Below are 13,629 nucleotides of genomic sequence, written 5' to 3'. Positions count from 1 at the left end.
CGTGTCGGCGGCAACAACTCCATGATCAACAGGCGTGAGCACCGCACGCGTTACGGCAGGAGCCCCAGCCGCCGGGCGTGGACCACGGCCTCCAGGCGGGTGTGCGCGTCCAGCTTGGTCATCGCCGAGCCGAGGTAGCTCTTCACCGTCTCCGGCCGCAGCGACAGCCGGGTGGCGGTCTCGCGGTTGCTGCAGCCCAGCGCCACCTGCGTGAGGACGTCGACCTCGCGGGCCGACAGGTGCACCGCCGGCGCCGCGGCGTCGGGCGCGGCCCCGAGCGCCGCCAGCCGCCCGCACGCCGACAGCAGCCGCTCGCGCAGGGCGGCGTCGTCGATGGCCTGCGCGGCCAGCCGCAGGTCGGCGTGCACCGCCCGCACCTCCTCCCAGCGGGCCGGGTCCTCGGCCGGTGCCGGACCGGTCGCGGCGGTGGCCATCAGCGCCAGCCGGCGGTCCACCTCGTCGCGGACGGCGAGCTCGGACCCCATGCGGGCGGCGGCGCGGGCGAGCGCGTCACGAACCCGGTCGCCGATCGACCCGCCCTCCCGGCTGGCCGCGTACAGCACCGCCCGCGCCCGGCCGCCGACCAGCACCGGGACGGCGGCCACCGTGCGCAGCCCCTCGGCGAGCACCGGCCCGTCGTACTCGTGGGTGATGTCCAGCGCCCGCTCGTAGTCCTCCACGCCCGCCGGGCGGCCCTCGCTGAGCACCCGCCCGCCCAGTCCCGCGCCGGTGCGGATCTCCAGCCCCCGCAGGTACCGGGTGCGCACGCCGACCAGCTCGTCGATGCGGGCCGACGGACCCTGCACCGGCCCGGCGGCGAAGACGACGCTCATCCCCGACCGCGCGTGCACCTCCCGGACGGCGGCGCGCAGCGCATCGCGGTCGTCGGGACGTGCCGTGGCGGGGAGGGACACCCGGGGGACCTCCTCGCGCGTCCGGACGACGGTGAGCCAGGTCACGTTAGCGCAGGTCGCGACGGCGGCGACGGCCCGGCGAGATCGGGGGTGGCGGCGCCCCGGACCCCCGGCCGACCATGCCCGGCACGCGACCGCACGACCCGAGGAGCGCACCCATGCCCGGCACCGCCACCACCGCCTACCGGGAGGCCCGCGACCAGCTGCTCGGGCTGCGCGGCGACCCCGTGAAGGCCGCCGCCGAGTTCCGCTGGCCGCGCATCGAGGGCCCGTTCAACTGGGCGGTGGACTGGTTCGACGAGATCGCCCGCGGCGTCGACCGGCCCGGGCTGCGCATCACCGGCGAGGACGGGCGCACGGCGAGCTGGTCGTTCGCCGAGCTCGCCCGCCGCTCCGACCAGGTGGCCGGCTGGCTGCGCGGGCGCGGCGTGCAGCGCGGCGACCGCGTCGTCCTCATGCTCGGCAACCAGGTCGAGCTGTGGGAGTCGATGCTCGCCGTCATGAAGCTCGGCGCGGTGATCGTGCCGACCACCACCGCGCTCGGCCCGGCCGACCTCGCCGACCGCATCGGCCGCGGCGGCGCCCGACACGTCGTCGTCAACGCCGCCGACGCCGGCAAGTTCGACGGCGTGCCCGGCGACTACGGGCGCATCGCCGTCGGGGACGCACCGGCCGGCTGGGCGCCCTACGACGACGCCGCCGGCGGGAGCGACGAGCCGCCCGGCCACCCCGGCACCGAGCCGGGTGACCCGCTGCTCCTGTACTTCACCAGCGGCACCACCAGCCGGCCCAAGCTGGTCGAGCACACCCAGGTCAGCTACCCCGTCGGGCACCTGTCGACGATGTACTGGCTGGGCCTGCAGCCCGGCGACGTCCACCTCAACATCAGCTCCCCGGGCTGGGCCAAGCACGCCTGGAGCTGCTTCTTCGCGCCGTGGGCGGCCGAGGCCACCGTCGACCTGTTCACCTACGTGCGCTTCGACGCCGCGCGGGTCCTCGGGCACGTCCGCGGCGCCGGCGTCACCACCTTCTGCGCCCCGCCGACGGTGTGGCGGATGCTCATCCAGGCCGACCTCTCCGGCGGCCCGGGCGCGCTGCGGGAGGTCGTGGCCGCCGGCGAGCCGCTCAACCCCGAGGTCATCGAGCAGGTGCGCCGGCACTGGGGGCTGACCCTGCGCGACGGCTACGGCCAGACCGAGACGACGGCGGCCGTGGGTAACCCGCCCGGCGCCGAGCTGCGGCCGGGCTCGATGGGCCGTCCGCTGCCGGGCGTCCCCGTGGTGCTCGTCGACCCGGTCACCGGGCAGCGGGGGGACGACGGCGAGATCTGCCTGGACCTCGCCCAGCGGCCGCTGAACCTCATGTCCGGTTACCAGGCCGACCCGGAGCGGGCGGCCGAGGCGATGTCCGGCGGGTACTACCACACCGGTGACGTCGCGACCCGCGACGCCGACGGCTACATCACCTACGTCGGGCGCACCGACGACGTCTTCAAGGCCAGCGACTACAAGATCAGCCCGTTCGAGCTGGAGAGCGTGCTCATCGAGCACCCGGCGGTGGTGGAGGCCGCCGTCGTCCCGGTGCCCGACCCGGTGCGGGCCGCCGTCCCCAAGGCCTACGTCACCCTGGCGCCGGGGTGGGAGCCGGGCCCGGAGACGGCGCTGGCGGTGCTGCGCCACGCGCGCGAGCGGCTGGCGCCCTACCTGCGGGTCCGCCGGATCGAGTTCGCGGAGCTGCCCAAGACGATCTCGGGCAAGATCCGCCGGGTCGAGCTGCGGCACCGCGAGGAGCAGGCCGCGCCCGCCGGCACCGGCACCGACTGGGCCGACACCGACTTCCCGGAGCTGCGGGGCGGCTGAGCCGCTCCCCGTGCCCGCCGGGAGCGCCGGCGGGCACGGGGGACGGCGTCAGCGGTCGGCGTCGGTGTAGACGATCATCCCGCGGATGTTCTTGCCGTCGCGCATGTCCTGGTAGCCCTGGTTGACGTCCTCGAGGGAGTACTTCGTGGTCGCCAGCTCGTCGAGCTTGAGCTGGCCCTCCTGGTAGAGGCTGAGCAGCTCGGGGATCGCCGCCCGCGGGGCCAGGCCGCCGAAGATGGCGCCCTGCAGGTCCTTCTGCAGCAGGGTCAGCTCGAAGAGGCTGAGCTTCACGTCGGTGTTGGCGTAGTTGCCCATGCCGGTGACGACCGCCCGGCCGCCCTTGCCGGTGAGGCTGAGCGCGGTCTGGATGTCCTCGCCCTGGATGTCGCCGACGGTGATGATCGTCTTGTCGGCCATCCGGCCCCAGGTCAGCTCGTTGACCTTCTCGGTCGCCTCCTCGGCGGACTCGAAGACGTGCGTGGCGCCGAGGTCCATCGCCCACTCGCGCTTGCGGGCCACCGGCTCGATGACCATGACCCGCTTCGCGCCGGCCGCGGCCGCGCCCTGGACGGCGTTCATGCCGACGCCGCCGGCGCCCATGACGACGACGTTCTCCCCCGGGCGGACGTCGGCGACCTTGGTGGCCGAGCCCCAGCCGGTGGTGACGCCGCAGCCGACCAGCGCCGCGATCTCCAGCGGCACGTCCGGCTCGATCTTGACCACCGACGCCTGGTGCACGGTGATGTAGGGCGAGAACGTGCCGAGCAGGCACATCGGGATGACGTCCTTGCCGCGGGCCTGCACCCGGTAGCTGCCGTCGGAGATCGACGTCCCGGCCAGCAGGTTCGCGCCGAGGTCGCAGAGGTTCTGCATCCCCTTCGAGCACGGCGGGCACTGCCCGCACGCCGGGATGAAGGCGGTGACGACGTGGTCGCCCTCCTGCAGCCCCGTGACGCCGGGGCCGACCTTGGTGACCACGCCGGCGCCCTCGTGCCCGCCGATGACCGGGTAGAAGGCCACGGGCGTGCCGCCGGTGACCAGGTGCTCGTCGCTGTGGCAGAGCCCCGAGGCGGCCAGCTGGACCTGGACCTCACCCGCCTTCGGGTCGCCGAGCTCGATCTCCTCGACCGACCACTCCTCGCCCACGCCCCACAGGATCGCGCCCTTGGTCTTCACCCGGTGTCCCTCCGTCAGTGCGGTCTCGCCGCCCGTCGCCGTCGACGGGCTGTGCGCCGGGCCACAGACTCCGTGTGACACCGGGTGCCGTCAAGCGGGGCGGCCGGTGCCGTTCCGTCAGCGGCCGGGGTCGACGGTGACCGAGCTGAACGGCAGGTGCGGCTCCACCACCGGGAACACGACGAACAGCAGCAGCGCGCAGACGGCGAGGGCGAGCAGCAGCGACAGCGCCGAGCGGCTCGCGGTGCCCCCGGGCAGGTGGTGCCAGATCCAGCGGTACACGGGTCCTCAGTCCTCGGTCAGGGCCGGCGGCCCGTCGGGTGAGTCCGCCCGGGCCACGCCGGGCCCGTCGAGGACGGCGTGCACGATCAGCCGCTGTCGGGCGGAGTAGCGCGGGTGGCAGGTGGTCAGCGTCAGGTAGGCGCCGGTGGGGGCGGCGTCGGCGGCGCCGCCGGGCGTCGGGGCGATCACGTCGACGTCCGCGGGCGTGACGATCTGCTGCCCGGGGATGCCGCTGGGGTCGGTGAAGTCCCCGGTGGCCTCGTCGCCGAGCACGCGGTAGGTGAACCAGCCGTCGGCCACCTCGACGACGATCGGGTCGCCGGGGCGAAGCGCGTCGAGGTCGAGGAACGGGGACCCGCGACCCACCCGGTGACCGGCGATCGCGAGGTTGCCCTGCTGCCCGGGCATCGCCGTCCCGACGTAGTGGCCCGGCCCCTGGGACAGCTGGTCCTCGGTGGTGCCCTCGAGCACCACCCGGGACCAGTCCTCGCCCAGCCGCGGGATGTGCAGCACCGCGAACGGCTCGCCCAGGCCGGGCTCGACGGGGGAGGTGGGCACGCCGACGACGGGGGCGTCGTCCCACCCGGTGCGCAGCTCGTCGGCGAGCCGGTCCTGCTCGCGCGCGGCGAACAGGTCGGTGACGTAGAGCTCGTAGACGACGAACAGGAGCAGCACGAGGCCGGCGGTGACGAGCGTCTGGCCGAGACCGCTGACCAGCGTGCGCCCCCGGTCGCGGCGGGGACGGCCGTAGCGGCGCCACTCGGTGGGCGGCGGTGCTGTCGCGGAGGGTGATGCCATGGCCACTCCACGATGCCAGTGCGGGAGCCGTGCGCCGGTCCGGGAGACTGGACGGCGTGTCGCAGCCGCCGGTGGTCGTCGTCGGCGCGGGGCCGGTGGGTGCCACGGCCGCGCTGCTGCTCGCCCGGCGGGGGCTGGCGGTCCTGCTGCTCGACCGGCAGCCCCGCCCGCCCGCCGTCCCGCGGGCGGTGCACCTCGACGACGAGGCGCTGCGCGCGCTGGCCGACGCCGGCGTGGCCGACGACTTCCTCGCGGTGAGCCGGCCGGCGGCGGGGCTGCGGCTGGTCGACGCCGCCCACCGGGTGCTCGCCGAGTTCGGTCGCGAGCCCGGCGCGGGGCGGCACGGCTGGCCGCAGGCGTCGATGTTCCACCAGCCCGACCTCGAGGCCGTGCTGCGCGCCGCCGTCGTCCGGACCCCGGGGATCACGCTGCGCACGGCGGCGGAGGCGGTGGGGCTCGCCGAGCGGGCGGACCGGTCCGTCACGGTGACGGTGGTCGACCGGCGCACCGGGGAGCGGGCCGACGTCCACGCGGCGGCGGTGCTCGGCTGCGACGGCGCGCACAGCACGGTGCGCCGGCTGCTCGGCGGGCGGATGCGCGACCTGGGCCGGCCCGACCGGTGGCTGGTGGCCGACCTGCGCGCGCCGTCGCCGCTGCCGGTGTGGCCGGGGGTGCACCAGGTCTGCGACCCGGCCCGCGCGGCCACGTTCATGCCGGTCAGCGGCGACCGCTACCGGTTCGAGGCGCGGCTGCTGCCGGGGGAGACGGTGGCGGGCCTGACCGGCGGGCTGCCCCGGCTCCTCGCGCCGTTCGGTGCCGCAGAGGCCGCGGTGGTCCGCGCCGCCGAGTACGTCTACCGGGCGCAGGTCACCGACCTGTGGCGCCGGGGACGGGTGCTGCTGGCCGGCGACGCCGCCCACCTGACCCCGCCGTTCGTCGGCCAGGGGCTGGGGCTGGGCCTGCGCGACGTGCACCAGGTCGCCTGGAAGCTGGCCGCCGTCGTCACTGGCGCCGCCGCCGAGGACCTGCTCGACACCCACGGGGCCGAGCGCGGGCCGCACGCCCGGGCGCTGGTCCGCCTCGCCGCGCTGGTCGGGCGGCTGATGACCGGCGGGGGAGCGGGCGCGGTCCCGGTCCGCCGGGCGGTGCTGGCCGCCGTCGCGAGCGTGCCGGCCCTGGCCGCCTACGCCGCCGACAGCCGGACGCCGCCGCTGCGCCCCGGCCCGCTGGTCGACCGGAGCGGCCGGGCCGGCCGCCGGCTGGCGGGCGCGCTGGTGCCGCGCGCGCGGGTTCGGGTGGACGGGCGGGAGTGCCGGCTCGACGACGTCCTCGGCGCCGGGACGGCGGTGGTCGCGACGGCCTCACCCGGCCGCGTCGCGGTGACCGCCGCGGGCCGGCGCACCGAGGTCGACGACGTCGACGGCGCGCTGAGCGCGTGGCTGGACACCGGGCGGGCGCGGTACGCCGTCGTCCGGCCCGACCGGGTCGTGCGCGCCGCGGGGTGAGTGCGCCGCCGGTCGGCGGGTACCGGGCGGCTCATGCAGATCGACAAGGCACAGATCCTCCAGCTGCTGCAGTCCCAGGGCGAGGACGCCAAGGCGCAGCAGGCCGACCAGGAACTGCCCGGCCAGGTGGACACCGAGCAGCACGCCGGCATCCTGCAGAAGCTCGGCCTCGACCCGATGGACCTCGTCAAGATGCTCGGCGGTGGCGGCGGTCAGGGCGGCGGCCTCGGCGGGGCGATCGGCGGCATCCTCGGCCGCTGACCCCCGGGTCCCTCCCGACCCTGCCGTGCGCGTCCGCGGAAGTGCCTCCGGGCACTTCCGCGGACGTGCGCGCCGTTCCGGATCGGCGGGGCGCAGTCGTGTGACGCGCATCACGACACCGGCTATCGTGGGCGGGCCGTCCGTGCCCCGGAGGTCGTCGTGCCCGCTCCCCACCTGCCGCCCCACCCGGCGCGGTGACCGCCGTCCCCCTGCGGCACGGGCCCCCGCCGGTCCGCCGCGCGCTCGACCGCCCGGTCCGGCCGGCTCCCTGCTCGTCCGCGGAGCCGACGTCCGGGTTCAGCAAGTACCTCGTCCCCGAGGTCGTGTTCGGCTGGGGCGCGCTGTCCGAGGCCGGGTTCGCCGCCCGCCGCCTCGGTGCCCGCCGGCCGTTCGTCGTCACCGACGCCGGCCTGGTCGAGGCCGGCTGGCTCGCCGAGCTCGCGGGCCACCTCGCCGACGCCGGCCTGCGGCCCACCGTGTGGACCGGGCTGACGCCCAACCCCAAGGACCACGAGGTCGCCGAGGGCGTGCAGCGGTACCGCGACAGCGGCTGCGACGTGGTGGTCGGCCTGGGCGGTGGGTCGGTCATCGACGCGGCCAAGGCGGTCGCCGTCGTGACCAGCAACGGCGGGTCGATCCTCGACTACGAGGGGGTCGACCGGGTCACCACCGCGATCCCCCCGACCGTCATGTGCCCGAGCACCGCGGGCACCGGCGCCGACGTGTCCCAGTTCGCCGTCGTCACCGACACCACCCGGCGGCTCAAGGCCACCCTCATCGGCCGGGCGCTGGTCCCCGACATCTCCCTCACCGACCCCCGGCTGCTCACCACGATGCCCGAGGACCTGGCCGCCGCCACCGGCCTCGACGCGCTCACCCACGGCATCGAGGCGTTCGTCTCCCGGGCGTCGGGCCCGCTCACCGACGTCCACGCGCTGCACGCCGTCGAGCTCATCTGCACCTCGCTGCGGCGCACGCTCACCGCGCCGGACGACACCGCCGCCACCACCCGCATGGCCCAGGCCAGCCTCGAGGCCGGGCTGGCCTTCACCAACGCCATCCTCGGCGCCACCCACGCGATGAGCCACCAGGTCGGCGGGCTGCTCGACGTGCCGCACGGCGTGGTCAACGGCGTGCTGCTGCCGCACGTCATCCGGTTCAACGCCCGCGCCGTCCCCGAGCGGTTCCTGCCGGTCGCCCGCGCCATGGGCGTCGACGTCACCGGCCTGAGCGGCGAGGAGGCCGCGGAGGAGGCCGCCGGCGTCGTCACCCGGCTGGCCGCCGAGCTGGGCTGCCCCAGCCGGCTCGGCCCGCTGGGCGTGCGGGAGTCCGACGTCGAGCGGCTGGCGACGACGACGCTGGGCGACGCCTGCCTGTCGACCAACCCCCGCGACGCCGACCGCGCCGAGATCGCCGCCCTGTTCCGGGCCGCGCTGTGACCGCCCGCCGGCGCTGACCCGGGGTGCCCGTGACCCCCCGCGCGCCCGTCCCCGGCATCCCCGAGCTCACCGGGCTGCGCTCGTCGAAGCCCAGCTGGTACGCCGAGTACCGGCAGACCGCCGAGGACCTCTCCCGGGCCATGGCGCAGCTCGAGCACGTCGCCCGGGTGCTGTCGGCCACCGGGCAGGGCGCCGACGCGCTCTGCCGCGTCGTCGTCGACGCGACCGCCGGGCAGCTCGCGGTCCCGTGGGTGGTGCTGGCCCTCGCCGAGGAGGCGCTGCCGCTGGCCCGGCCGCGGCTGGTCGGCCGCGGCCCGGGCGGCGCCCGGGTCGCCGAGCTCGCCGCGCTGCCGGCCGAGGTGGGCCGGCCGGTCGCCGCCGCGCTGGCCGCCGGGGAGGTCGAGCCCTGGCGGGCCGACGGCGGCGCCGTCGTCGTCCCTCTGGTGGTCGACGGCGACCCGGTCGGGGCTCTGGTCGCCTGCGGCGGGGCGCCGCGCAGCGCCGACCCGGCCGACCTGTCCATCCTGCGGATCGTGGCCAACCAGTCGGCGGTGGCGCTGCACGCCGACCACCTGCTGGCCCGCTCCGAGGCGCTGCGCCGGCAGACCGAGCGGCTCTACGCCGAGGCCGACCAGCGGGCCCGCGACCTCGCCGAGCGGCACGAGCAGCTCGCCGAGGCCGAGCACCGCCTCGACGTCGCCGCGCAGCGCGAGGCGGTCGACGCCGAGCGGCACCGCATCGCCCGGGAGCTGCACGACAGCGTGGCCCAGCACGTGCTCTCCGCCGGGATGACGATCGAGTGGTGCCGCCCGGAGGTGGCCCACCACACCGAGGTGCACGAGCGGCTCGGGCACGCGAAGGCGCTCACCCGGGAGGCGGTCGAGCGGTTGCGCGGCGCCATCCACGCGCTGTCGGAGCACGAGCACGGCGTGCCCGGGCCGGCGCTGCCCGGCCTGCTCGACCGGTTGCCGTCGGTGCCCGGGCTGGCCGTCGCGGTGCGGGTGGAGGGGCGGCCGCGGGTGCTGCCGCCGGAGGCCGAGCACCAGCTGTTCCGCATCGCCACGGAGTGCCTGTCCAACACCGCCCGGCACGCCGGTGCCACCCGGGCGACCGTCCGGCTGGGCTACCGGCCCGGGGAGGTGCGGCTGTCGGTGGCCGACGACGGCACCGGTGACCCCGAGACGCTGCGCCGCCTGCTGCGGGCCGCCGTCCGGCGCGGCGACGGCCACCACCGCGGGCTGCGCAACATCGAGTCGCGCTGCCGCGAGCTCGGCGCCGGCCTGCGCGTCGCCCGCGCCCGGATGGGCGGGGTGCGGGTGGAGGTCCGGCTGCCGCTCCCGTCCGATCCGCCCGCGGAGGGGACCGGTGACTGACCCGATCCGGCTGGTGATCGTCGACGACCACGCCATCGTCCGGCAGGGTCTGCGGTCGATCCTCGAGCGCGAGCCCGACATCGAGGTCGTGGGCGAGGCGGCCACCGCGGCGGCCGCGCTCGACCTGGTCGCCGCGGCCCGCCCGCACATCGTGCTGCTGGACCTGAAGCTGTCAGCGGGGTCCGACGTCGCCGGTCTGGCGCTGTGCGGCGAGCTGACCGCGCGGACCCCCGCGCCGGGCGTGCTGGTGGTGACCACGTTCCTCGACGAGCGGCTGGTCCTCGAGGCGATCCGGCACGGCGCGCGCGGCTACGTGCTCAAGGACGTCGACGCCGTCGCGCTGGTCGCCGCGATCCGGGCGGTGCGCCGCGGCGAGAGCGCCTTCGACAGCCACAGCGCGGCGATGGTGGTGCGCTCGCTGGCCGCGCCGTCGTCGTCCCCGTCGTCGCCGTCGTCCCCGGAGCTGACCGGCCGGGAGCGGCAGGTGCTGGCCCTGCTGGCCCGGGGGCTGTCCAACGAGGCGATCGGCCGCGAGCTCTACATCTCGGCGACGACGGCGAAGTTCCACGTCACCAACCTCATGCGCAAGCTCGCGGTGTCCCGGCGGGCCGAGGCCGTCTACGCGGGCTCGAAGCTCGGCCTGATCTGAGGACCGTGCACGGGCGCGGACCGGCACGGCCTCCGGCCGGGCCGGGACGGCGGGTGTCAGCCGGCCTCGGCGACGCGCTTGATCGCGGCCAGCGTCGCCGGGATGCCCTCGCGCGCGGCGCGGATGCGGACCTGCACCTGCTCCGGCGCGTCCTCGCCGTAGCGCTCCTCCATCAGCTCCAGCCCGCCGGGCAGGAACTCCCACGACTCGGTCAGCCGCGTGCCGCCCTCGACCGCCTCGAGGGTGTACCCCCAGCGCGCCCGCGTCCCGCCGACCAGCCAGGCGAACTCCCGGCCGCGGTCGGCGACCGCCACCACGCTGCGGGTCTCCCACGTGCGGTCGGGGGTGACGTTGCGGCCGGTGAACCAGTCGCCGACGGCGCCCGTCGCGCCCTCGTCCCACCAGCAGGCCACGCACACCGGGCTCCACTCGCCGGTGCGGGTCACGTCGCTGACCAGGTCGTACAGGGACTCCGGGGAGGCGGCGACGACGATCGAGCCGGAGTGGGTCAGGTCGCTCACGCCCGCAGTGTGCACGTCCGCGGACGTGTACACCCCGTCAGCGGGCCGAGGCGCGGGTGACGACGTCGGTGGCCCAGCTCTCCAGCCCGCTGTGGTCGCGGATGACCTCCACCCGGTCGCAGTGCTCGGCGTAGGCGGGCAGGTCACAGCCGCCCAGCGCCCAGGAGTACCGCGGCTCGGGGGTCAGCCAGATCGTCTCGCGCACGCGGCGGGTGAGGTCGGCGAAGACGTCCAGGCGCGGGGCGTTGCCGTTGCCGCGGCCGTCGCCGAGCACGAGCAGCGTGGAGCGGCGGGTGAACGCGCCGGAGTGGTCGGCGGCGAGCCGGGCGAACACGGTGCCGTAGTCGCTGGCGGCGTCCACGTCGACCACGTCGCCGCCGAACACCAGCCCCAGGGCGTGCTCCAGCGGGTGCTCGTCGAACAGGTCGGTGATCTCGACGACGTCGTCGACGAAGGCGAACGTGCGCACCTGCGCGAACAGGTCCTGCAGCGCGTGCACCACGTGCAGGCTGAACCGCGCCGTCGCCCGCACCGACAGGCTCACGTCGGCGACGACGACCAGCCGCGGCCGGTCCTCGGCCAGCCGGGTGGTCACCGGCCGGAACGGGACGCCGTCGTAGCGCATGTTGCTCCGCATGGTCCGGGCGACGTCGACCCGTCCGCGCGGCGACTGCCGCTTGCGGTGGGTCAGGCCGCCGTGCAGGGACGTGGCCAGCCGGCGCAGCGACTCCTCGATGCGCGCCCGCTCGGCCTCGGTGACCTTCTCGACCGGCGCGCGGGCGAGCTCGCGCTCCTCGACCGCCAGGTCGGCCATCTCGGCCAGCTTCTGCAGGTGGGCGGCCAGCAGCCCGGGCAGGTCCTCGATGACGCCGGCCAGCTGCCGGCGCAGTGCCTCGGCGACCTCGGGGTCCAGGTCGCCGACCGGGTCGGCCAGCCAGTCGCGCAGCGCCTGCTGCTGGGCGACCGTCAGCTGCACGTCCAGCGGCGTGCCGCCGGCGCGCACCAGCTCGCCGGGCAGGCCGGGGTCGTGCAGCCGCGACACCTCCAGCTGCACCTGCTGGGCGTCGTCGGCCGGACCGGCCGGGCTCTCCGACGACAGCACGATCTGCTGGGTCAGCGAGGCGAGGTCGATCTTGTTCGCCTCCTGGTGCAGGTTGTACTGCGCGGCGAGGTCCTCGGGCCGGAAGAAGTCGCGGATGTCGACCGGCCTGCCGTGGCTGTGCCCCTCCTGGACGTCGGTCGGCGGGTCGGCCGACCACGTCATCCGGGTCAGCTCCCCGGTGTCCTCGAGGTCGTCGTGGGCGTGCCCGTGCTCCTCGGCGTCGGGCACCACCGGCCGCAGCGTGAAGAACCGGTCGAAGGTGTCGGCGAAGACCTCGGCGTCGCGGCGGTCCTTGAGCAGGGCGGCGCCCAGGGCGGCCTCCAGCGCGGCGCGGTCGCTGACGCCGACGGCGGCCGCGGCCTCGGACGCGTCGAGGACCTCCGCCGTCGACACGCGCATGCCGCGCAGCCGCAGCAGCCGCACGAACCGGTGCAGCGCCCCCTCCACGTCAGACCGGCCGGCGCCGGGCGCCGCCGCGGTTGCCGGCGGGGAAGGAGCGCGACCCCTGGCCGGCGCCCACCTGCCGCTTCGGCGCGGGCGCCGCGTCGGGCGCCTCGGCCGCGGCCTGCTGGCCGTAGTAGTTGCGGTCGTGCCGGCCGGGGGTGTCCTTGGCGGCCCGTACGCGGCGGCCGTCGTCGTCCGGGTGGTCGTGCGCGTGGTCGTCCGGGTGGTCGTGCGGGTGGTCGTGGGTGTGCCCGCCGTGGGTGTGCGACCCGTGCGAGTGGGTGTGGCCGAGGGACTCCGGCACCGTCGCGTTCGGGTCGACCAGCCGCGGCAGCGCGTCGCGGGAGCGCTGCACGTCGCGCTCGTACTTGGCGACGACGGACACGGTGTCGGCCAGCACCTCGGCCGACAGCTCGCCGACACCGAGGACGGCGAGGGTGCGCGCCCAGTCGATGGTCTCGGAGATGCTGGGGGCCTTGCGCAGGTCCAGCCCGCGCAGCCCGCGCACGATCTCCACCAGCCGGCGCGCGGCGGCGTCGTCGAGGCCGGTGCGCTTGGACCGCAGGATCTCCAGCTCCCGCTCGGCGTCGGGGTACTCGAGGAACAGGTGCAGGCAGCGGCGCTTGAGGGCGGCGGAGAGGTCGCGGGTGTTGTTGGAGGTCAGGACGACGTAGGGCGGCTGCCGCGCGACGAAGGTGCCGATCTCGGGCACCGACACCTGGTACTCGGCGAGCATCTCCAGCAGCACCGCCTCCAGCGCCTCGTCGGCGCGGTCGACCTCGTCGACCAGCAGCACCACCGGCTCCTCCGAGCGCACCGCCTCCAGCAGCGGCCGGGCGGCGAGGAAGCGCTCGGTGAAGAAGGCGCTGTCGGCGTCGGCGATCCGCTGCACGGCGGCCTCGAGGGTGTCGGCGTCGCCGAGCAGTGCGGCGGTCTTCTCCCGCAGGATCTGGGTGTAGAGCAGCTGCTTGCCGTAGTCCCACTCGTAGAGGGCCTTGGTCTCGTCCTGGCCCTCGTAGCACTGCAGGCGCAGCAGCCGGCGGCCGGTGACGGCGGCCAGCGTCTTGGCCAGCTCGGTCTTGCCCACGCCGGCCGGCCCCTCCAGCAGGAGCGGCTTGGCCAGCCGGGACATGACGAACGTCGTCGTGGCCAGCCGCCGGTCGGTGACGTAGCCCTGCGCGGCGAAGGCGCGGGCGACGTCGTCGGGGTCGTCGAAGTCGCTCGGCGCGCGGTCGGCGGGGACGGGCTGGACGCTCAACGGGGCTCCTGAGGGCGGGCTGGGCGGGTGCGGTGACGGGAGGGGGCG

At 76.2% G+C, this 13,629-nt stretch carries 13 protein-coding genes; 6 read left to right on the top strand and 7 right to left on the bottom strand.

Translation table 11 applies throughout. From position 1 onward, the window contains the following. Positions 1-50: 50 nt before the first annotated feature. Positions 51-914: a LuxR C-terminal-related transcriptional regulator gene (locus ACI780_RS03925; RefSeq protein WP_456872860.1), complete on the bottom strand. Its 864-nt coding sequence runs from the start codon at positions 912-914 to the stop codon at positions 51-53. Between the two features lie 158 nt (positions 915-1,072). Here ACI780_RS03925 and ACI780_RS03920 point away from each other — a divergent pair, with 158 nt between their 5' ends. After that, a complete protein-coding gene (locus ACI780_RS03920) occupies positions 1,073-2,773 on the top strand; it encodes an AMP-binding protein (RefSeq protein WP_457000924.1) in 1,701 nt (566 codons plus the stop codon). A gap of 48 nt (positions 2,774-2,821) precedes the next feature. On the opposite strand, the gene ACI780_RS03915 is transcribed toward ACI780_RS03920, so the two are convergent. The 3 genes from ACI780_RS03915 to ACI780_RS03905 form a co-directional block, all read right to left on the bottom strand. Further along, entirely contained in the window at positions 2,822-3,949 is a 1,128-nt protein-coding gene (locus tag ACI780_RS03915) for an NDMA-dependent alcohol dehydrogenase (protein ID WP_456872862.1), read from the bottom strand. 117 nt (positions 3,950-4,066) lie between these two features. Then, positions 4,067-4,231 (bottom strand): hypothetical protein, encoded by a 165-nt coding sequence (locus ACI780_RS03910; RefSeq protein WP_089402836.1) that lies wholly within the window; start codon positions 4,229-4,231, stop codon positions 4,067-4,069. A 6-nt stretch (positions 4,232-4,237) separates the two neighbouring features. Next, on the bottom strand, positions 4,238-5,029 hold the full coding sequence (locus ACI780_RS03905) for a class E sortase (protein ID WP_457000921.1): 792 nt from the start codon (positions 5,027-5,029) through the stop codon (positions 4,238-4,240). Positions 5,030-5,085: 56 nt separating this feature from the next. Between ACI780_RS03905 and ACI780_RS03900 the strand changes: the two genes are divergently transcribed. The 5 genes from ACI780_RS03900 (at position 5,086) to ACI780_RS03880 (ending at position 10,256) form a co-directional block, all read left to right on the top strand. Beyond that, on the top strand, positions 5,086-6,534 hold the full coding sequence (locus tag ACI780_RS03900) for a bifunctional 3-(3-hydroxy-phenyl)propionate/3-hydroxycinnamic acid hydroxylase (RefSeq protein ID WP_457000919.1): 1,449 nt from the start codon (positions 5,086-5,088) through the stop codon (positions 6,532-6,534). A gap of 33 nt (positions 6,535-6,567) precedes the next feature. After that, on the top strand, positions 6,568-6,795 hold the full coding sequence (locus tag ACI780_RS03895; protein WP_456872865.1) for a hypothetical protein: 228 nt from the start codon (positions 6,568-6,570) through the stop codon (positions 6,793-6,795). Positions 6,796-6,989: 194 nt separating this feature from the next. Further along, positions 6,990-8,234, top strand: a complete 1,245-nt coding sequence (locus ACI780_RS03890; protein WP_456872866.1) for an iron-containing alcohol dehydrogenase — start codon at positions 6,990-6,992, stop codon at positions 8,232-8,234. Between the two features lie 29 nt (positions 8,235-8,263). Beyond that, positions 8,264-9,607 carry a GAF domain-containing sensor histidine kinase gene (locus ACI780_RS03885; protein WP_456872867.1) on the top strand — a complete coding sequence of 448 codons (1,344 nt, stop codon included), beginning with the start codon at positions 8,264-8,266 and terminating at the stop codon, positions 9,605-9,607. After that, the gene (locus tag ACI780_RS03880; protein ID WP_456872868.1) at positions 9,600-10,256 is read left to right on the top strand and encodes a MadR family response regulator transcription factor; all 657 of its coding nucleotides are present in this window, start codon (positions 9,600-9,602) and stop codon (positions 10,254-10,256) included. The genes ACI780_RS03885 and ACI780_RS03880 overlap by 8 nt, the downstream gene beginning before the upstream one ends. A 56-nt stretch (positions 10,257-10,312) precedes the next feature. Here the strand turns inward: ACI780_RS03880 and ACI780_RS03875 are convergent, their stop codons facing one another. The 3 genes from ACI780_RS03875 to ACI780_RS03865 are packed head-to-tail and all read right to left on the bottom strand — an operon-like array spanning position 10,313 to position 13,581. Then, positions 10,313-10,777, bottom strand: coding sequence for an SRPBCC family protein (locus ACI780_RS03875; protein WP_456872869.1), 465 nt, complete (start codon positions 10,775-10,777; stop codon positions 10,313-10,315). A gap of 37 nt (positions 10,778-10,814) precedes the next feature. Continuing rightward, positions 10,815-12,326 (bottom strand): VWA domain-containing protein, encoded by a 1,512-nt coding sequence (locus tag ACI780_RS03870; RefSeq protein WP_457000915.1) that lies wholly within the window; start codon positions 12,324-12,326, stop codon positions 10,815-10,817. 1 nt (position 12,327) lies between these two features. After that, the gene (locus ACI780_RS03865) at positions 12,328-13,581 is read right to left on the bottom strand and encodes an AAA family ATPase (protein ID WP_457000913.1); all 1,254 of its coding nucleotides are present in this window, start codon (positions 13,579-13,581) and stop codon (positions 12,328-12,330) included. Between the last annotated feature and the right edge of the window lie 48 nt (positions 13,582-13,629).

The organism is Geodermatophilus sp. SYSU D00814 (assembly GCF_054050055.1).
The sequence above is the reverse complement of the archived record's forward strand: the minus strand, read 5'-3'. Positions and strand labels throughout refer to the sequence as shown.

Coding starts and splice junctions, on each gene's coding strand:
- ACI780_RS03920 (WP_457000924.1), top strand. CDS start 1,073: ATGCCCGGCACCGCCACCACCGCCTACCGGGAGGCCCGCGACCAGCTG.
- ACI780_RS03905 (WP_457000921.1), bottom strand. CDS start 5,029: ATGGCATCACCCTCCGCGACAGCACCGCCGCCCACCGAGTGGCGCCGC.
- ACI780_RS03895 (WP_456872865.1), top strand. CDS start 6,568: ATGCAGATCGACAAGGCACAGATCCTCCAGCTGCTGCAGTCCCAGGGC.